Source organism: Actinosynnema sp. NPDC037264, from assembly GCF_055603705.1.
Window position 1 is genome coordinate 52,992 of the sequence record NZ_JBVJVK010000006.1, and the last position, 18,186, is coordinate 71,177.

Consider the following 18,186-nt stretch of genomic DNA (forward strand, 5'->3'; position numbering starts at 1 on the left):
CACCGAGCACGTGCGGGAGACGTCCGCGCTCCAGTCGGCGACCCGTCCACGGCCGGCGTCACCGGCCGTGGCGGAAACCCGTCGGCGGGCTAGGGCAGCTTCCAGTCGATCGGCTCGGCGCCCTGCTTCACCAGCAGCTCGTTGGCCTTGCTGAACGGCCGCGAGCCGAAGAAGCCGCCCGCCGCGGACAGCGGGCTCGGGTGGACCGACTCCACGCAGCGGTCGGCGCCCAGCAGCGGCTTGAGGGCGCGCGCCTGGCTGCCCCACAGGATCGCGACCAGCGGCGCGTCCCGCTCGGCCAGCGCCTTGATCGCCTGCTCGGTCACCGGCTCCCAGCCCTTGTTGCGGTGGGAGTTGGACTTGCCCGGCTGCACCGTCAGCGCCCGGTTGAGCAGCAGCACGCCGCGCTCGGTCCACGGGGTCAGGTCGCCGTTGGCGGGCTTGGGGTGGCCCAGGTCGGCCACGTACTCGGTGTAGATGTTGATCAGGCTCTTCGGGATGGGCCGGGTCTCCGGCGACACCGAGAAGCTCAGCCCGACCGCGTGCCCCGGCGTCGGGTACGGGTCCTGGCCGACGATCAGCACCCGGACGGAGTGGAACGGCTGCTGGAACGCCCGCAGGACGTTCTCCCCGGCGGGCAGGTATGTCCGCCCCGCGGCCACCTCCGCCCGCAGGAACTCGCCCATCGCGGCGATGCGATCGGCCACGGGCGCGAGTGCCGCGGCCCAGCCGGCTTCCATGATCTCCTCAAGCGGACGTGCCACGGCGGGACCCTACCTCAGTCCAGGCGTCGCAGTTCCTTGCGGTACAGCAAGATGTTGTTCACGTACTTGTCCACGGCGAACTGCCAGGCGCCGTCCGGCACGACGTACCCCTCGCGCACGCGGGCGGGCACGCCGAGCGCCATCGACCGGGCGGGCACGTGGCCCTCGAACGACACCACCGCGCCCGCGCCGACGATCGCGCCGGTCTCCACCACGGACCCGTTGAGCACCACCGACCCCGAGGCGATCAGGCACCGGTCGGCGATGGTCGCGCCCTCGATGTGCACGTTGTGCCCGACGACGCACTCCGCGCCGATCAGCGTCGGGTGGACCTCGGTGCAGTGCACGACCGTGCCGTCCTGGATCGACGTCCGCGCGCCGACCTCGATGCGCCCGTAGTCGCCGCGCAGCACGGCCTGCGGCCACACCGACGCGTGCGCGCCGATCCGCACGTCGCCGATCACCGTCGCGTCGGGGTGCACGTAGGCGTCCGGGTGGATCACCGGCTCGAAGTCACCCAACGCGTAGATCGCCATGCGGTCCTCCCGGCCCTCAGAGATCCTTCGCGAAGCAAAGGCTTTCGGGATCATCCCGGTAGACGCCGAAGTTGTCGATGCGCGCGTATCCATTGGCCTGGTACAGCCCGATCGCCTCGGGCTGGCGCAACCCGGTCTCCAGCACCATGCGCCTGCGCCCGACCGCCCGGGCCGCCGTCTCCAGCGACGTCAGCACGATCCGCGCCAGTCCGCGCCCGCGCAGCGCTTCGCCCACGTACATGCGCTTGATCTCGGCGTCGCCGGGGCGCAACGAGTGCTTGGCCACGTCGTGCGCCCGCCACCCGCCGCACGCCACCGGCACGCCGTCGAGGTACCCGACCACGAAGTGCCCCAGCGGCGCGGCGAACTCGGCCGGGTCGACCGGCGTGACGTCGCCCTCGCCGTAGCGGTCCACGTAGACCTGCTGGAGGTCGGCGATCAGCTTGACCGAGTCTGGATGGTCATACGCGAGCGTGCATAGTTCCACAAACGTGAGGCTACCTAGCGCCAGTGCTCCCAGCCAGGGGGTTTCTCGTACGCGCGCCCGTCGACGGTCACGCCGCTGCCGTGCCGGACCGTGCCGATCGTGCGCCAGCCCTCGGGAACGGCCCCCGGTTCGGGGAACGTCGCCGCCAGCGCGTGATCCTCGCCACCGGTCAGCGCCCAGTGCCGCGCGTCCGCCCCGAGCGCCGCCGCGACGTCGATCAGCCGCGGGTGGACCTCCAGCAGTTCCGTGCGGATGTCGATGCCGATGCCCGACTCGTCCGCGATGTGCCCCAGGTCGGCCAGCAGGCCGTCCGACACGTCGATCATCGCCGTGGCGCCCGCCGCGGCGGCCTGGGGCCCGGCCTCGTAAGGGGGTTCGGGGTTCCGCTGCGCGCCGACGACCGCGACCGGCGACCGGAACCCGCGCTGCAGCACGGCCAACCCGCCCGCCGCCCAGCCGAGCCGTCCGCAGACCGCGACGACATCACCCACTTGTGCGCCTGAACGGGTGACGGGCTCCAACCCGCCCATGTCACCCATCGCGGTAACGGAGATCACCAGTGTCGCGGACGACACCATGTCGCCGCCCACCACTCCGGCGCCCGCGACGGTCGCCTCCTGCCACAGCCCGGCGGTGATCCCCTCCACCACGGAGGACGGCGTGTCGGCCGGGCACGCGAGGCCGATCAGCAGGGCCGTCGGCATCGCGCCCATGGCCACCACGTCGGCCAGGTTCACGGCCGCCGCCTTGCGCCCCACCTGCTCGGGAGACGACCAGTCGAGTCTGAAGTGGACACCTTCGACCAGCACGTCGGTGGACACCACCACGCGGCCGTCGGGCGCCGCGACCACAGCCGCGTCGTCACCCGGCCCGAGCAGCGTGGTGGGCGGCTGCGTCCGACCTGCCGTCACCCGGCGGATGAGACCGAACTCACCCACCTCAGCGACCGTGTCCGCGTTGCGCGGCGGCTCCGGACGCAAGATTGCCTCCCGTTCTGAGCATTCGGAACCCCAACTGGGGTACGTTGCTGTGCACGTTCCTACCCCGACCTAACCTGTCGCGACGAAGGGGCACGCCGTGGTGCACGCATACATCCTCATCCAGACCGAGGTCGGGAAGGCAGCCGCCGTTGCGGCGGAGATCTCCGGCATCCCCGGTGTGGCCACCGCGGAAGACGTCACCGGCCCGTACGACGTCATCGTCCGCGCCGAGGCCGACACCGTCGACCAGTTGGGGCAACTGGTGGTCGCCCGCATCCAGAACGTGGAGGGCATCACCCGGACGCTGACCTGTCCGGTGGTCCACCTGTAGGTCCGTGCTGTCATAGCCGGGTGGCACAGGAACCCGCTCCCCCGCTCCCCCGACCGGTGCTCGTCGTCGTCCTCGGGCTGACGGCGCTGCTCGTGGCGGGCGTCGCGGCGGCGGGTCTCTTCCTCGGCGACGACTCCGCGGACCCGCCCCCCGTCCACACCGGGCCCGTCGCGCTCGTGCCGGTGCCCGCGCCGGAGGCCGGGTCGGACGAGTGCAAGGCGCTGCTGGGTGCGCTGCCCGCGCAGCTGGTGTCCAGCGGCGTCACGCTGCCCCGCCGCGAACTGGCCGCGCCCGCACCGGCCGGCGCGGTGGCGTGGGGTGACGCGCACCACGAGCCCGTCGTGCTGCGGTGCGGGCTGGACCGCCCCGGTGACCTCACCCCGACCTCCGCGCTGCGGCTGATCTCGGACGTGCAGTGGCTCGAGGTGCCCGAGGGCGGTTCGGCCACCTGGTACGTGGTGGACCGGCCCGTGTACGTGGCGCTGACCGTGCCGTCGGACGCGGGCACGGGGCCCCTGCAGGACGTCTCGACCACGATCCGGGACACCCTCGCCAAGGGCCCCGTGGACACCAGGGGCTAGCGCGGCCTAGCGCAGGCCCGTGCCGCGGGCGATCGCGGTCTCGACCAGCGTGGTCAGCAGCGCCGGGTAGTCCACGCCCGTCTCGGCCCACATCCGCGGGTACATCGAGATCGGCGTGAAGCCGGGCATGGTGTTGACCTCGTTGACCACGAGCTCGTCGTAGTCGGTGACGAAGAAGTCGACCCGGGCCAGGCCCTGGCAGTCCAGCGCGCGGAACGCGGCGACGGCCATCTCGCGCAGGTCGCGGGTGACGTGCTCGTCCAGCTTGGCGGGGATGTCGAACTCGCACACGTCGTCGAGGTACTTGGCGTCGAAGTCGTACCAGTCGACCGCGCCGCCGACGATGCGCAGCTCGGCGGGCAGCGACGCCTCGACCCGGCCGTCCGGGAACTCCAGCACGCCGCACTCGACCTCGCGGCCGGAGACGGCGGCCTCGATGATCACCTTCGGGTCGGTCTTGCGCGCCAACGCGATCGCGCTGTCCAGGTGGGCCCAGTCGACGACCTTCGAGATGCCGACGGACGACCCGGCGCGCGCGGGCTTGACGAAGACGGGCAGCCCCAACCGCTCCCGGTCCGGCTCGGCCAGGGTCTCCTGCTCGCGGCGCAGCACGGCGAACTCGCCGACCGGCAGGCCCGCGCCCTTGAGCAGGCGCTTGGTGAACTCCTTGTCCATGGCGACCGCGCTGGCCAGCACACCCGGTCCCACGTACGGGATGTCGGCCAGTTCCAGCAGGCCCTGGATGGTGCCGTCCTCGCCCCACGCGCCGTGCAGGACGGGGAACACGACCTCCACGTCGGCCAGCACGTCGTTGGGCGCCACGGGCACGAGTTCGCTGCCGGACACGGGGACCAGCGCGTTGACGGTGGGCAGCTGCCGGTCGCGCACTTCGAGCGCCTTGGTGTCGTCGGCGCCGATCACCCACGCGCCCGTTTCGGTGATGCCGACGGGCACGACGTCGAACCTGTCCCGGTCCAGGTGCGGCAGGACACTGCCGGCGGACAGGCAGGAGACCATGTGCTCGCTGCTGCGCCCGCCGAACACCACGGCGACCTTGGTCTTGCGCTGTGTCATGGCTCGGACCCTACCCGGATGGCGTAACCCGCCACCCGCACCGGACACCCGAGCGCAGAACTCGGGGTCTCGAACGCTCGACACGCGGTACCTGAACGTTCGGCGTTCAGGACGGGGTGTGGGTGGCGAGGATGCGGAGCAGGTCGGGGATCGCCGCGGTCAGCTGGTCGCGCGAGCAGGCGCTGTAGCCGATCGCGGCGCCGTGCACCTTCGACCGGCCGGCGTGGTGGCGGCCGAGGCCGTCCAGGCGCAGGCCGCGGTCGTGCGCCTCGGCCAGCACGTCCCGCTCCGCCTGGGCCGACGGCAGCGGCACGACGATGTGCGCGCCCGCGTCGTCGCCCAGCACGGGGATCCCGGCCTCGGCGAACGCCGCCGACAGCAGCGCACGCCGTTCGGACAGCTCACGCCGGAGCTTGCGGAGGTGCCGCCCCAGGTCGCCGTTGCGCGCCAGCTCGACCAAGACCCGCTGCCCCGCCGCGGACGGGCTGGTGCCGGTCCGGTCGCGGTGCGCCATCACCTCCGCCGCGATCGGCTCGGGCGCCACCATCCACCCCGCGCCCAGCGTCGGCGTGAGGATCTTGCTCGTCGTGCCCAGGTGCACCACCACGTCCGGCGCCAACGCCGCCAGCAACGGCAACGGCGCGACGTCGTAGCGCAGCTCGCCGTCGTAGTCGTCCTCGACGACCAGCCACCCCTCCGCCCGCGCCCGCTCCACCAGCGCCACCCGCCGCGCCGCCGACATCCGCCCGCCCATCGGGTACTGGTGCGCGGGCGAGCAGTAGACGCCGCGGACACCCGGCGGCACGGCCTCCACCAACAACCCCTCGGCGTCCACGGGCGCCTGCACGACCTTCACCCCGGCCGACCGCAACGCCCACACCGCCCGCTGGTACCCCGGCTCCTCCACCGCCACCACGTCGCCCGGCCGCAGCACGGCCGACCCCAGCTCCACCAACGCCGCCGTGGTCCCGCCGGTCGCCAGCACCAGCTCCTCCCGCAACCCGCCGCGCACCGCCAACCCCCGGTGCCGCAACAGGTGCTCCGCCACCACCGCCCGGTACTCCGGCAACCCGCCCCGCGCCGGCCGGAACAACGGCTGCACGTCCGCCGCCGCCCGCCACGCCCGCCGCCAGGCCGCCCGGTCCAACCCCTCGGCCCACGGCGCGCCGGGCGCGAGGTCCACCACGTCCACCGGCGCGGCGGGCGCCGCCACCCGCCGGGCCCGCGCCTTCAACGCGCCCGGCGGCGTGGTCGTCACGTAGGTGCCCGACCCGTGCCGTCCGGCGATCCAACCCTCGGCGTGCAGCTGCTCGTATGCTGCCGCTGTCACGGTCCGGCTCACGCCGAGCCGCTCGGCCAACGCCCGGGTCGAGGGCAGCCGGTCACCGCTGCGCAGCCGCCCGTCGCCCGCCGCCGCGCGCAGGGCGTCCGCGAGCTGCACCGCCAGCGGTTCGGCCGACTCGCGGTCCAGCACCACCGCCAACGCCGTCTCCGCCATAGTGGCCTCCTCGAAACGCCGAGATTGGCACTTGAAGAGGGCCACTTTACCCGACAAGCTCCTCCCATGACGTTGTCACCGACGGACCGCAGCACCATCAAGCGCGGGCGCAACCGCGCCGTCACCGAACGCGAGGCGCTGCACGCCGTCCTCGACGCCGCCCTCGTCTGCCACCTGGCCGTCGTCGTGGACGACGCGCCGCTCGTGCTGCCCACCGGCTACGGCCGCGACGGCGACACCCTCTACCTGCACGGCTCGACCGGCGCGCGCAGCCTCCGCGAGGCCTCGACGGGCGTGCCCGTGTGCGTCGCCGTCACGATCCTGGACGGCGTGGTCTACGCCCGCTCGGTGTTCGACCACTCGATGAACTACCGCGCCGCCGTCGTCCACGGCACCGCCGTCCCCGTCACCGACCCGGACGCCAAGCTGCACGCCCTGCGCGTGCTCACCGAGCACATCGCGCCCGGCTCGTGGGACTACGCCCGCCCGCCGACGCCGAAGGAGCTGGCCGCGACCTCCGTGCTGTCGCTCGACCTGACCGAGGCGTCGGTGAAGATCCGCAGCGGCCCGCCCGGCGACGAGGACGAGGACGTCGCCGCCAACGCGCGCTGGGCGGGCGTGCTGCCGCTGCGCACCGCGTGGGGCGAGCCCGAGCCGGACCCGGCGCTGGTCGGCGACTGGGACGTCCCGCCGCACGTCACCGCGCGGACGTAGTCCCCGAGACCGGGTCGAACCGCACGGGCCGCACGGTGCGCCCGCCGTCGCGGAACACGTGGATCGTGACGGCGGGGTCGACGCCGTCGTTGCGCACCTGGTGCGCGTACCCCGGCCCGAACACCCGCGACTGGCCCGCCACGAGGTGGTGCAGCACCTGGGCCGGGCCCGGCGTGACCACCTCCGTCAACGAGCCGCTGACCACGGTGAACGCGCCGCTGGTGACGCCGTGGTCGTGCAGGTCGGCGTGCTGGCCGGGCAACCAGCTCATCAGCCACACCTCCTGCTCGTCGGTGCGGTCGACCAGCGCGGCGAAGCGGGTCTCGGGGTCGTAGCGGAGCAGGTGGGCCCAGCGCTCGCGCCGTGCCGCCGTGTCGAGCGCGATCCGCACGGGGTGCAGCGCGGCGTGCGACTGGGGCAGGGCGATGGTGTTCTCCGGAACGGCGAACATGATGTCCTTCTCGGCACTCGGTGACGTGTGCGGGCCTCACGGGCCCGCGGGACGCGAGACGATCACCGGGAAGGACAGAGCGCGCTGGCGACCAGGCGGAGGTCGATGTGACCCCGCCCGTCGGTCATGGCGCGAAAAGACATGGTGACGAGGGTGGCAGCCGGTTCGCCGCCACGCAAGCCCTCCCACGCAGTGGACCCGTCAGAGTGACCGGAGCACGTCCTCGACGAGGTCGGCGGTGTCCTCGCAGCCCGCGGACAGCCGCACCAGGCCCTCGGGCACCGGGTCGCCCCACTGCGCCCGCCGGTCCAGGCTCGTGTGCAGGCCGCCGAAGCTCGTGCTCGCGAACACCAGCCGTGACCGCTCCAGGAAGGACGCCACCGCGCGCTCGTCCGCCAGCACGAACGTCAGCACGCCGCCGAACCGCCGCATCTGCCGCGACGCGACCTCGTGCGCGGGGTCCTCCGGGGCGCCCGGCCACCGCAGCCCGCTGACCGCCGGGTGGTCCTTGAGCACCTCGTAGAGCGCCGCCGCGTTCGCCGCCTGCCGGCTCAACCGCAGGTCGAGCGTGCCGAGACCCCGGTGCGCCAGCCACGCCTCGAACGGCCCGGGGATCGCGCCGCCGGTCGTCCGCGCCGCGCGCACCCGTTCGGCCAACCCCGGATCCGACGTGGACACGTGGCCCAGCAGCACGTCGCTGTGCCCGGCGACGGCCTTCGTGTCGCTGCTCACCACCGCGTCCGCGCCCAGCAGCAGCGGTTGCTGCCCCAACGGCGTCGCGGTCGTGTTGTCCACCGCCACCAGCGCGCCCGCCGCGTGCGCCGCCTCCACCAGCGCGGTGATGTCGCACACGTCCAGACCGGGGTTCGACGGCGACTCCAGCAGCACCAACCGCACGCCCTCGAACGACGGGTACGGCCCGGCGGTCGGCACCTCCACCACCTCCACCGGCATCTCGGCGGCCAACGTGCGCGTCAGGTAGTAGCCGTCGCCCGGCAGCGCCACCACGTCGCCGGGCGCGAGCACGACCCGCAGGAACGTCGAGATCGCCGCCATCCCGGACGGGAACAGCACGGTCGTGCCGCCGTCCAACTCGCCCAGCGCCACCTCCAACGCCCGCCAGGTCGGGTTGTGCGCCCGCCCGTAGGTGTCGGCGCCACCCAGGTGGTAGGCGGAGGCGAACACGGGACCGGCCAGGAACGGCTCGCCCTGCACCGCCGGCGTCGAGTGCACGACCCGCGTGCCGTCACCCCAGGTCATTGCCGTTCCGCCTTCCGCTCGCGGCCGAGCAGCGCCGCCGTCAGCACACGGGGGTCCAACCCCTCGTGGCACACCTGGTGCACACCGTCGGTGATCGGCATGTCCACGCCGACCCGCGCGGCCAGCTCCCGGATCGACGAGCACGACTTCACGCCCTCGGCGACCTGGCCGTGCGCGGCCTCCTGCGCCCGCGCCAGCGAGTCACCGCGCCCCAGCCGTTCCCCGAACGACCGGTTGCGCGACAGCGGCGAGGCGCACGTGGCCACCAGGTCGCCCAGCCCGGCCAACCCGGCGAACGTCAACGGGTCCGCGCCCAGCGCCGCGCCCAACCGCGCCGTCTCGGCGAGACCGCGGGTGATGATCGAGGCCATCGTGTTGTCCCCGAACCCCATGCCCGCCGCCATGCCGCACGCCAGCGCGATCACGTTCTTGCACGCGCCACCGAGCTCGCAGCCCACCACGTCGACGTTCGTGTACGGCCGGAAGTACGAGTTCGAGCACGCGTGCTGCAACGCCACCGCGCGATCGTGGTCGGTGCACGCGATGACCGTCGCGGTCGGCTGCTCGGCCGCGATCTCCTTGGCCAGGTTCGGCCCGGACACCACCGCGACCTGGTCCTCCGGCACCCCGGCGACCTCGCGGACCACCTCGCTCATCCGCTTCAACGTGCCCAGCTCGACGCCCTTGGCCAGGCTGACCAGCGTCGCGCCCGCCGGCAGCCACGGCCGCCAGCCGCTCAGGTTCTCCCGCAACGTCTGGCTCGGCACCGCCAGCACCACGGCCCCCGCGCCGGCCAACGCCTTCTTCGCGTCCGACGTGGCGGTCAGGTTCGGGGGCAGCGTCACGCCCGGCAGGTAGTCGGCGTTGACCCGCTCCGCCGAGATGGCGTCGGCCACGTCGGCGCGCCGCGCCCAGAGCACCACGTCCGTGCCGGAGTCCGCGAGCACCTTCGCGAAAGCGGTGCCCCACGACCCGGCGCCCAGCACCGCGACCCGGTCCACGTCAGGCCTTCTTGGTGTAGAAGCCGTCGGGCGCCTGCTCCTGGCGGATGTCCGCGAGCAGGTCCTTCACCTCGTTCATCAGCACGTCGGTCACCTCGCGCAGCAGCGCCAGGTTCTGCGGCCTGCTCCGGTAGTCGTCCAGGTCGACCGGCGGGCCCACCTTCGTCACCACCGTCTTGCGCGGGAACGGCCGGAACTTCTTCCGGTAGTGGTCGTACACCTCGCGCGTGCCCCACCGCGCCGCGGGCAGCACCGGCACGTCGTGCTCCAGCGCGAGCCGCGCCACACCCGTCCGCGAGGCCATCGGCCAGCCGTCCGGGTCGCGCGTGATCGTGCCCTCGGGGTAGATGATCACGACCAGCCCCTGCTCCAGGGCCTCGTGCGCGGCGCGCAGGCTCTGCTGCGCGTCGGCCGTGCCCCGGTACACCGGGATCTGCCGGGCGCCCTTGACGACCATGCCGACGAACGGCACGTTCCACAGGCTGTGCTTGGCGAGGAAGTGCGGCACGCGCCCCTGCTTGTGCGTGAAGACGGCGTCGTAGACCGGGTCCAGGTGCGACACGTGGTTCATCACGATGAGCGCACCGCCCGTCCGGGGAACCCGCTCCGCGCCCTCGTTGCGCCGCCGCGCGATCAGCGCGGTGGCGGGGTAGAAGACCGCCGCGGCGAGCCCGACCCAGAAGCCGCCCTTCTCCTTGGCCACGTGCACTCCCTCTTCGTCGTGGACCTGGAGTCTTCACCACGTCGCCAGGGGCGACAATCAGCCCTGGGCCCCTGGCCAGGTCCAGCCGGCATCCGGGAGTATGGCGGGGTGGGAGCCGACGTCGACCTGGTGGTCCCGGTCAAGACCCTGCACCGGGCCAAGACCCGGCTGGTCGGCACCCGGCTGGACCGGCCGGCGCTGGCCCTGGCCTTCGCGTTGGACACGATCTCCGCGGCGCTGCCGGCCGTGCGCCGTGTGGTGGCCGTCACGTCCGACCCGTCCGTCGTGGCGGAGCTGCGAGCGCTCGGCGTCGAGTCGATCCCCGGCCCCGAAGGGCTCAACGAGTCCCTGCGCCACGGCTTCGCCGTGCTCCGGTCCCGCGACTCCACCTCCGTGGTCGGCGCCCTGCAAGCCGACCTGCCCGCCCTCCGGACCACCGACCTCGCCGCCGCGCTGGCCACCGCCGACGGCCGTTCGTTCTGCCCGGACCGCCAGGGAACCGGAACGACCCTCCTGCTCTCGTCCCCCGGCGGCGACCTCGCCCCGGCCTTCGGCGTCGGTTCCGCCGCCGCCCACGCGGCCTCGGGCGCCACGCCCTTGCGGGGCCCGTGGCCGTCGCTGCGCCACGACGTCGACACCGCCGACGACTTGCGCCTCGCCGCGGACCTCGGCCTGGGCCCGCGCACCGCCGCCGCCCTCACCCCCGTCGGCGGCTGAGCCCGCTCGGGAACGCCGGCGATCGACTACCTTCTGCCCCGTGACCCACCCCGCCGAACACGAGCAGGCCACGGTGAGCGCCCAGCACCCGGACGGCTCGGCCACCGTGCTGCGCGACGACGGCGTGCTCGTGGACGTGTCGGCCGAAGCCGTCGCCGAAGGCGGCTGGCGCTCGCTGCGACCCGGCCAACGGGTCACCCTCGTGCGGGATGCCGCCGGTGAGGTGCGGGGCGTGCTCCGCCCGGTGTGACGCGGAGTTCACTTCCTCGTCGGCTCAGCTCAGCGCGCGGCCGCCCGTATTGGGGAACAATGCTGATCGTGAGCACGGACGACACCCCCGACCAGCCCGCGCCCAAGCGACGGACGAGGACGCCGCGGACCACGCCGGCCGCGAGCACCCCCCGCCGCCGGCCGCGCCCGGCCACCCGCCGCGGCGCCGCCGGCACGCGCGCGGGCACGACGGCGGCGCAGCAACCGGCGCCGCAGCCGGCCGACGGCGCGCCCCGGTCGTTCCCGAGCTCACCACCCGCGGTCACGGCCACCGAGGCGCAGGCCGACCTGCCCGACGACCGGTACTTCAACCGGGAGCTGTCCTGGTTGGACTTCAACGCCAGGGTGCTCGCGCTGGCCGAGGACGCCTCCCAGCCGTTGCTGGAGCGGGCGAAGTTCCTGGCCATCTTCGCCTCGAACCTGGACGAGTTCTACATGGTCCGGGTCGCGGGCCTGAAGCGCCGCGACGAGACCGGCCTGTCCGTGCGCAGCGCGGACGGGCTCACCCCGCGCGAGCAGCTGTCCAACATCTCCAAGCGCACCCAGGAGCTGGTCGAGCAGCACGCCAGGGCGTTCCTCGACCACATCCAGCCGGAGCTGGAGAAGCACGCCATCAGCATCGTCAACTGGGCGCAGTTGACCGACTTCGAGCAGTTGCGGCTGTCGAACTACTTCACCGACCAGGTCTTCCCGGTGCTCACGCCGCTGGCCGTGGACGCGGCGCACCCGTTCCCCTACATCTCCGGCCTCTCGCTGAACCTCGCCATCACCGTCCGCGACCCGGAGGGCGGCGCGGAGCGGTTCGCGCGCATCAAGGTGCCGGACAACGTGCCGCGCCTGGTCCGCGTGGAGAGCGACCGGACCAGCCCGACGGCGACCTTCCTGCCGCTGGAGGAGCTCATCGCGGCGCACCTCGGCGAGCTGTTCGCGGGCATGCAGGTCATCGAGTGCCACGCGTTCCGGGTGACCCGCAACGCCGACCTGGAGGTAGAGGAGGACCAGGACGAGGACCTGCTCAAGTCGTTGGAGCGGGAGCTGGCGCGCCGCCGGTTCGGGCCGCCGGTGCGGCTGGAGATCGCCGACGACATGACCGAGCACATGCTGGAACGGCTGCTGCGCGAGCTGGAGGTCGACCCGCACGACGTGGTCCAGGTGCCCGGCCTGCTCGACCTGTCCTGCCTGTGGCAGCTCTACAGCGTGGACCGCAAGCAGCTCAAGGACGCGCCGTTCGTGCCCGCGACGCACTCGGCGTTCGGCGAGCGCGAGACGCCCAAGAGCATCTTCGCCACCCTCCGGGAGGGCGACGTGCTGGTGCACCACCCGTACGACTCGTTCTCCACGTCCGTGCAGCGGTTCATCGAGCAGGCGGCGGCCGACCCGCGCGTGCTGGCCATCAAGCAGACGCTGTACCGCACGTCGGGCGACTCGCCGATCGTCGACGCGCTGATCGACGCGGCCGAGGCGGGCAAGCAGGTCGTGGCGCTGGTGGAGATCAAGGCGCGGTTCGACGAGCAGGCGAACATCAAGTGGGCGCGTGCGCTGGAGAAGGCGGGCGTGCACGTCGTCTACGGCCTGATGGGGCTCAAGACGCACTGCAAGACCTCCTTGGTGGTGCGCCAGGAGGGCTCGCGGATCCAGCGGTACTGCCACATCGGCACCGGCAACTACAACCCGAAGACGGCCCGGCTGTACGAGGACATCGGCATCCTCACCGCCGAGCCGACCATCGGCGCGGACCTCACCGACCTGTTCAACGTGCTCACCGGGTACGCCCGGCAGGACCACTACCGCAGCCTCCTCGTCGCGCCCTACGGCGTGCGGCGCGGGATCGTGGAGCGCATCGAGCGCGAGATCGAGCACGCGCGGGCGGGCGCGCCGGCCGGTGTGCGCATCAAGGTGAACTCGCTGGTGGACGAGCAGGTCATCGACTCGCTGTACCGGGCGTCGCAGGCTGGCGTGCGGGTGGACGTGGTCGTGCGCGGGGTGTGCGCGCTGAAGCCGGGCATCAAGGGGCTGTCGGAGAACATCCACGTCCGGTCCATCCTGGGCCGGTTCCTGGAGCACTCGCGGGTGTTCCACTTCGTCGGCTCGGCCGAGCACTGGATCGGCAGCGCCGACATGATGCACCGCAACCTGGACCGGCGGGTGGAGGTGCAGCTGCGGGTGACCGACCCGAAGCTCACCGCGCAGCTCGACGCGATGATGGACTCGGCGTTGGAGCCGACCACGCGGTGCTGGGTGCTGCAGCCGGACGGCGAGTGGGAGGCGTCGCCGGCGGACGGCAGCAGGGTGCGCGACCACCAGACCGAGATGCTGCGCAACCGCCGCGCGATCGGGTGAGCCGGTGATCCGGGCAGCCGGCGCCGTGCTGTGGCGCGAGGGTTCCGTGGCGGTCGTGCACCGGCCGCGTTATGACGACTGGTCCCTGCCCAAGGGCAAGGTGGACCCCGGCGAGACCGTGCCCGCGGCGGCGGTGCGCGAGGTGCTGGAGGAGACCGGGTTCCACGCCGTGCTGGGTCGGTACCTGTGCCAGGTGTCGTACCGGGCTTTCGGCAGGCCGAAGGTCGTGGACTACTTCAGCGCGCGGGTCGCGTCGGGTGCGTTCGCGCCGAACGACGAGGTGGACGAGCTGCGGTGGCTGCCGGTCGCCGAGGCGGCTTCGCTGGTGACGTCGGACACCGACCGCTCGGTGCTGGCGGCGTTCGCGGCGGAGCCGGCGGAGTTGGCGACGGTGTTGCTGGTGCGGCACGCGAAGGCGGGCAAGCGCGACCACTGGCCGGGTGACGACGACCTGCGGCCGTTGAGCTCGGCGGGGTGGCGGCAGGCCGGCGGGTTGCGGTCGATGCTGCCGTTGTGGGGTCCGTCACGGGTGCACTCCGCGCCTCGGGTGCGGTGCGTGGAGACCGTTCAGGGGGTGGCGGAGGACCTGGGTGTCGGCGTGCTGCTGGAGCCGCGGTTGTCCGAGGAGGGGTACTGGCCGGACCGCGAGGCCGGGTTGGTGCGCCTGCTGGAGATCGCGGACGGGGCCGGCACGCCGGTCGTGTGCAGCCAGGGCGGTGTGATCCCGGACGTCGTCGCCACCCTCGCCGACCTGGGCGGTCTGTCGTTGGGCGGCACGCCGTGCAAGAAGGGCAGCGCGTGGCTGCTCGCGTTCCGCCGGCCGGAGCCGGGCTGGTCCACATCGGACTCGCACCGGTCCTGGCCGCGCCTGGTCTCGGCCCACTACTTCCCCACCGCCCTGCCCGCGCCCACCGCCTGACACCTCCACTAGTCCGGTCGGGTCACGCCGGGAGTCCGTCCGGGCACGGTGAGTTCTCCACAGGCGGCCCGAACCGGGCCGAAATCGTCAGACCGAGCCGGCAGCATGAAAACCGGGGATCCCCCGGCGGGGACCCCTGCGAAGCATCTCCACCGCGCGAACGCCGGGTTTCGGGGCCGGCACAACGGCCGACCGGACTGCTCTATCCGAGTGGCCGAACACACTCGCCGACCCGACCGCGCCCGCGTGTTCCGAGCGCGAAACACCCACGCGTCCAGGCCGCGCCCCGCGCGTTCCGAGTGCGAAACACCCACGCGTCCAGGTCGCATATCGCACGTTCGAAGCGCCGAGCGCTCACAGGTTCAAGCCGCACCCCACCCCGTTCCGGGCGTTCCACTCGGGGGTCCCGGACGTAGGACACGCGAGGGTGCGGGAGGACGAGGAGAAGAGGTTCGGGGTTCCGAGGTGAAGAGGCCGTCCGTAGGGGCGCGAAAACGGGGCTCAGAACGCCCGTGCCGGATCGGAACGGCGCACCAAGGGGTAGACAGCGCTCAGGGCCCGGTGCGCGTCCGCACCGGGCCCTGAGCGTGTGTTGCGTGCCTGGCCGGTGATCACCCGGCCCGACTTCACTTCTTCTTGGCCGGGGCCTTCTTCGCCGCGGGCTTCGCGGCTGCGGCCGTGGTGGCCTTCGCCGTCGTCGCCTTGGCCGTGGTGGCCTTCTTGGCCGCCGCGGGCTTCGCCGCGGTCGCCTTCGCCGTCGTCGCCTTCGCGGCGGTGGCCTTGGTCGCGGTGCTCTTCGCAGGCGCGGCCTTGGTGGCGGTGGCGGCGGGCTTCGCGGCCGCGGCGGTCCGGCGGGTCGCCGGTGCCTTGGTGGCTGCCGCAGCAGCACGCGTGGCCGTGCCGGTGCTGCGCGTCGCACGCGCAGTGGTGGCACGAGCGGTGGTGCTGCGGGTCGCCGGCGCCTTCGTCGCGGCAGCAGGCTTCGCCGCCGCGGCGGCGGGCTTGGCGGCCGTGACGCGCGGCAGCTTCTTCGTGCCGCTGATGACGTCCTTGAACGTCGAACCCGCGCGGAACGCGGGAACGTTGGTCTTCTTGACCTTCACGGTCTCACCGGTGCGCGGGTTGCGAGCGGTGCGCGCCGCACGGGCACGCTTCTCGAAGACACCGAAACCGGTGATGTTGACCTTCTCGCCCTTGTGGACGCTGCGGACGATGACGTCGACGATGCCGTCGACAGCGGCAGCCGCGTTCTTCTTGTCGCCAAGGCGCTCGGCGAGCGCCTCGATGAGCTGGGCCTTGTTCACCTTCAGTCCCTCCCAGGACGCTCACGGCCCTAGTCGGGCCGACTGATTGCCCACGGTAAGCCCATATGCAAGGAAATACCAATCGCCACGCCAGATTTCTTGTTGTGGCGTGGGCAATTACGACCTGTCGAGGGACACCCGGGCGGCCGGCGGAGGGATCGAAGGGGCCGGATTCCCGCTGTTCGGGGGGAATCCGACCCCTTCGCCGGTCACCCCGCGGGCAGCGGATCGGTAGTCGGCAACCAACCCTGCCTGCGCTGCTCGAACTCCGCGATGTCGTCGGCGTGCCGGAGGGTCAGGGCGATGTCGTCCAATCCCTCCAGCAGCCGCCAGCGGGTGTACTCGTCGACGGTGAAGGGGGCGGTGAAGTCCTTCGCCACAACCGTGTTCAGGGTGAGGTCGACGGTCACCTCGGTGCCGGGCTCGTTCTCGAGCAGCTTCCACAGCAATTCGACATCGGACTGCTCGCACTGGGCCGCCACGAGGCCCTGCTTGCCCGCGTTGCCCCGGAAGATGTCGGCGAACCGGGACGAGATGACCACCCGGAAGCCGTAATCCATGAGCGCCCACACGGCGTGCTCGCGGGACGACCCGGTGCCGAAATCGGGCCCGGCGACGAGCACGCTGCCCGCCCGGAAGGCTTCCTGGTTGAGCACGAACTGCTCGTCACCGCGCCAGGCGGCGAACAGGCCGTCCTCGAAGCCCGTGCGGGTCACGCGCTTGAGGTAGACGGCCGGGATGATCTGGTCGGTGTCCACGTTGGACCTGCGCAGCGGAACGCCGACCCCGGTGTGCCTGGTGAACGCATCCATGTTCGGTGTGACTCCCTTCAGACCAGGTCGGCGGGCGACGACAGCGTGCCGCGGACGGCGGTGGCGGCGGCCACGAGTGGCGAAACCAGGTGGGTGCGCCCACCCTTGCCCTGCCTGCCCTCGAAGTTGCGGTTGGAGGTCGACGCGCTGCGCTCGCCCGGCTTGAGCTGGTCCGGGTTCATGCCCAGGCACATCGAGCAACCGGCCTGGCGCCACTCGGCGCCGGCCGCCAAGAACACTTCGTGCAGCCCTTCGGTCTCGGCCTGCGCGCGGACCCGCATGGACCCGGGCACGACGAGCATCCGCACGCCGTCGGCGACCTTGTGGCCGCGCAGGACGTCCGCCGCCGCGCGCAGGTCCTCGATCCGGCCGTTGGTGCACGAGCCGAGGAACACCGTGTCGACGTGGATGTCGCGCAGCGGGGTGCCCGGCTCCAGCCCCATGTAGGTCAGCGCCTTCTCGGCGGCCACCCGCTCGTTCTCGTCGACGATGGTCTCGGGGTCCGGCACGGCCGCGCCCAGCGGCAGGCCCTGGCCCGGGTTGGTGCCCCAGGTCACGAACGGCGTGAGCTCGTCGGCGTCGAGGCGGACCTCGGCGTCGAACTCGGCGTCGTCGTCGGTGCGCAGGGTCTTCCAGTACTCGACGGCCGCGTCCCAGTCCGCGCCGGCCGGCGCGTGCGGACGGCCCTTGATGTAGTCGAACGTGGTCTGGTCCGGCGCGATCATCCCCGCGCGGGCGCCCGCCTCGATCGACATGTTGCACACGGTCATGCGCGCTTCCATGGACAGCGCCTCGATCGCGCTGCCCCGGTACTCCAGGACGTAGCCCTGGCCGCCGCCGGTGCCGATCTTCGCGATCACCGCGAGGATGATGTCCTTGGCCGTGACGCCGGGCTTCAGCTCGCCGTCCACGGTGACGGCCATGGTCTTGAACGGCCGCAGCGGCAGCGTCTGGGTGGCCATCACGTGCTCCACCTCGGACGTGCCGATGCCGAACGCCAGCGCGCCGAACGCGCCGTGCGTCGACGTGTGGCTGTCACCGCAGACCACCGTCATGCCGGGCTGGGTCAGGCCCAGCTGCGGGCCGACGACGTGCACGATGCCCTGCTCGGCGTCGCCCATCGGGTGCAGCCGCACGCCGAACTCCGCGCAGTTCTTGCGCAGCGTCTCGACCTGCGTGCGCGAGACCGGGTCGGCGATGGGGAGCTCGATGTCGACCGTCGGGACGTTGTGGTCCTCGGTGGCGATCGTGAGGTCCGGGCGGCGGAGCCCTCGCCCCGCCAGGCGCAGGCCGTCGAACGCCTGCGGGCTGGTCACTTCATGCAGCAGGTGGAGGTCGATGTAGAGCAGGTCCGGCTCCGCGCCACTGCCGTGGCGCACGACGTGTGCTTCCCACACCTTCTCCGCGAGCGTGCGGCTCATCGCAACTCTCCCAAGATCTGGAC

The 18,186-nt window shown here is 72.6% G+C and carries 20 protein-coding genes; 7 read left to right on the forward strand and 13 right to left on the reverse strand.

The features are described from left to right. Positions 1-89: 89 nt before the first annotated feature. From ACZ7GX_RS09685 to ACZ7GX_RS09700, 4 genes are read right to left on the reverse strand one after another with little or no spacing between them, the layout of a single operon-like run. On the reverse strand, positions 90-764 hold the full coding sequence (locus ACZ7GX_RS09685) for a uracil-DNA glycosylase (protein ID WP_498774758.1): 675 nt from the start codon (positions 762-764) through the stop codon (positions 90-92). A gap of 14 nt (positions 765-778) precedes the next feature. Beyond that, positions 779-1,300 (reverse strand): gamma carbonic anhydrase family protein, encoded by a 522-nt coding sequence (locus ACZ7GX_RS09690; RefSeq protein ID WP_230567739.1) that lies wholly within the window; start codon positions 1,298-1,300, stop codon positions 779-781. 16 nt (positions 1,301-1,316) lie between these two features. Then, positions 1,317-1,787 (reverse strand): GNAT family N-acetyltransferase, encoded by a 471-nt coding sequence (locus ACZ7GX_RS09695; RefSeq protein ID WP_498774761.1) that lies wholly within the window; start codon positions 1,785-1,787, stop codon positions 1,317-1,319. A gap of 14 nt (positions 1,788-1,801) precedes the next feature. Continuing rightward, positions 1,802-2,767, reverse strand: a complete 966-nt coding sequence (locus tag ACZ7GX_RS09700) for a thiamine-phosphate kinase (protein ID WP_498774763.1) — start codon at positions 2,765-2,767, stop codon at positions 1,802-1,804. A gap of 97 nt (positions 2,768-2,864) precedes the next feature. On the opposite strand from ACZ7GX_RS09700, the gene ACZ7GX_RS09705 reads away from it, so the two are divergent. Both ACZ7GX_RS09705 and ACZ7GX_RS09710 read left to right on the forward strand, forming a co-directional pair. Then, positions 2,865-3,098 (forward strand): Lrp/AsnC family transcriptional regulator, encoded by a 234-nt coding sequence (locus ACZ7GX_RS09705; protein ID WP_015104517.1) that lies wholly within the window; start codon positions 2,865-2,867, stop codon positions 3,096-3,098. Positions 3,099-3,118: 20 nt separating this feature from the next. Next, entirely contained in the window at positions 3,119-3,679 is a 561-nt protein-coding gene (locus tag ACZ7GX_RS09710) for a DUF3515 domain-containing protein (RefSeq protein WP_498774765.1), read from the forward strand. Positions 3,680-3,685: 6 nt separating this feature from the next. On the opposite strand, the gene ACZ7GX_RS09715 is transcribed toward ACZ7GX_RS09710, so the two are convergent. Both ACZ7GX_RS09715 and pdxR read right to left on the reverse strand, forming a co-directional pair. Next, the gene (locus ACZ7GX_RS09715; protein WP_498774767.1) at positions 3,686-4,753 is read right to left on the reverse strand and encodes a D-alanine--D-alanine ligase family protein; all 1,068 of its coding nucleotides are present in this window, start codon (positions 4,751-4,753) and stop codon (positions 3,686-3,688) included. 106 nt (positions 4,754-4,859) lie between these two features. Continuing rightward, positions 4,860-6,251 (reverse strand): MocR-like pyridoxine biosynthesis transcription factor PdxR, encoded by a 1,392-nt coding sequence (gene pdxR / locus ACZ7GX_RS09720; RefSeq protein WP_498774769.1) that lies wholly within the window; start codon positions 6,249-6,251, stop codon positions 4,860-4,862. 66 nt (positions 6,252-6,317) lie between these two features. On the opposite strand from pdxR, the gene ACZ7GX_RS09725 reads away from it, so the two are divergent. Further along, complete coding sequence (locus ACZ7GX_RS09725; RefSeq protein ID WP_498774771.1) at positions 6,318-6,965, forward strand: pyridoxamine 5'-phosphate oxidase family protein; 648 nt, start codon at positions 6,318-6,320, stop codon at positions 6,963-6,965. Here the strand turns inward: ACZ7GX_RS09725 and ACZ7GX_RS09730 are convergent. The 4 genes from ACZ7GX_RS09730 to ACZ7GX_RS09745 all read right to left on the reverse strand — a co-directional run bounded on the left by ACZ7GX_RS09730 (position 6,949) and on the right by ACZ7GX_RS09745 (position 10,380). Then, positions 6,949-7,416 (reverse strand): cysteine dioxygenase, encoded by a 468-nt coding sequence (locus tag ACZ7GX_RS09730; RefSeq protein ID WP_498774773.1) that lies wholly within the window; start codon positions 7,414-7,416, stop codon positions 6,949-6,951. The two genes, ACZ7GX_RS09725 and ACZ7GX_RS09730, sit on opposite strands and share 17 nt — an antisense overlap. Positions 7,417-7,617: 201 nt before the next feature. Further along, on the reverse strand, positions 7,618-8,676 hold the full coding sequence (locus tag ACZ7GX_RS09735) for a cystathionine gamma-lyase (protein WP_498774775.1): 1,059 nt from the start codon (positions 8,674-8,676) through the stop codon (positions 7,618-7,620). After that, complete coding sequence (locus tag ACZ7GX_RS09740) at positions 8,673-9,677, reverse strand: NAD(P)H-dependent glycerol-3-phosphate dehydrogenase (RefSeq protein ID WP_498774777.1); 1,005 nt, start codon at positions 9,675-9,677, stop codon at positions 8,673-8,675. Before ACZ7GX_RS09740 ends, ACZ7GX_RS09735 begins: the two co-directional genes overlap by 4 nt. Before the next feature lies 1 nt (position 9,678). Further along, complete coding sequence (locus ACZ7GX_RS09745; protein ID WP_498774779.1) at positions 9,679-10,380, reverse strand: lysophospholipid acyltransferase family protein; 702 nt, start codon at positions 10,378-10,380, stop codon at positions 9,679-9,681. Positions 10,381-10,488: 108 nt separating this feature from the next. Between ACZ7GX_RS09745 and cofC the strand changes: the two genes are divergently transcribed. From cofC to ACZ7GX_RS09765, 4 genes are read left to right on the forward strand one after another with little or no spacing between them, the layout of a single operon-like run. Continuing rightward, positions 10,489-11,097, forward strand: a complete 609-nt coding sequence (gene cofC / locus ACZ7GX_RS09750) for a 2-phospho-L-lactate guanylyltransferase (RefSeq protein WP_498774781.1) — start codon at positions 10,489-10,491, stop codon at positions 11,095-11,097. A 40-nt stretch (positions 11,098-11,137) separates the two neighbouring features. Then, positions 11,138-11,347: a hypothetical protein gene (locus ACZ7GX_RS09755; RefSeq protein ID WP_498774783.1), complete on the forward strand. Its 210-nt coding sequence runs from the start codon at positions 11,138-11,140 to the stop codon at positions 11,345-11,347. A 59-nt stretch (positions 11,348-11,406) separates the two neighbouring features. After that, positions 11,407-13,707, forward strand: a complete 2,301-nt coding sequence (locus ACZ7GX_RS09760; protein ID WP_498774785.1) for an RNA degradosome polyphosphate kinase — start codon at positions 11,407-11,409, stop codon at positions 13,705-13,707. Positions 13,708-13,714: 7 nt separating this feature from the next. Then, entirely contained in the window at positions 13,715-14,626 is a 912-nt protein-coding gene (locus tag ACZ7GX_RS09765) for an NUDIX hydrolase (protein WP_498775207.1), read from the forward strand. 626 nt (positions 14,627-15,252) lie between these two features. On the opposite strand, the gene ACZ7GX_RS09770 is transcribed toward ACZ7GX_RS09765, so the two are convergent. The 3 genes from ACZ7GX_RS09770 to leuC form a co-directional block, all read right to left on the reverse strand. After that, positions 15,253-15,930, reverse strand: coding sequence for an HU family DNA-binding protein (locus ACZ7GX_RS09770; RefSeq protein WP_498774787.1), 678 nt, complete (start codon positions 15,928-15,930; stop codon positions 15,253-15,255). Between the two features lie 209 nt (positions 15,931-16,139). After that, complete coding sequence (gene leuD, locus ACZ7GX_RS09775) at positions 16,140-16,742, reverse strand: 3-isopropylmalate dehydratase small subunit (RefSeq protein WP_498774788.1); 603 nt, start codon at positions 16,740-16,742, stop codon at positions 16,140-16,142. Between the two features lie 17 nt (positions 16,743-16,759). Beyond that, positions 16,760-18,163, reverse strand: coding sequence for a 3-isopropylmalate dehydratase large subunit (leuC, locus tag ACZ7GX_RS09780; protein WP_498774789.1), 1,404 nt, complete (start codon positions 18,161-18,163; stop codon positions 16,760-16,762). Between the last annotated feature and the right edge of the window lie 23 nt (positions 18,164-18,186).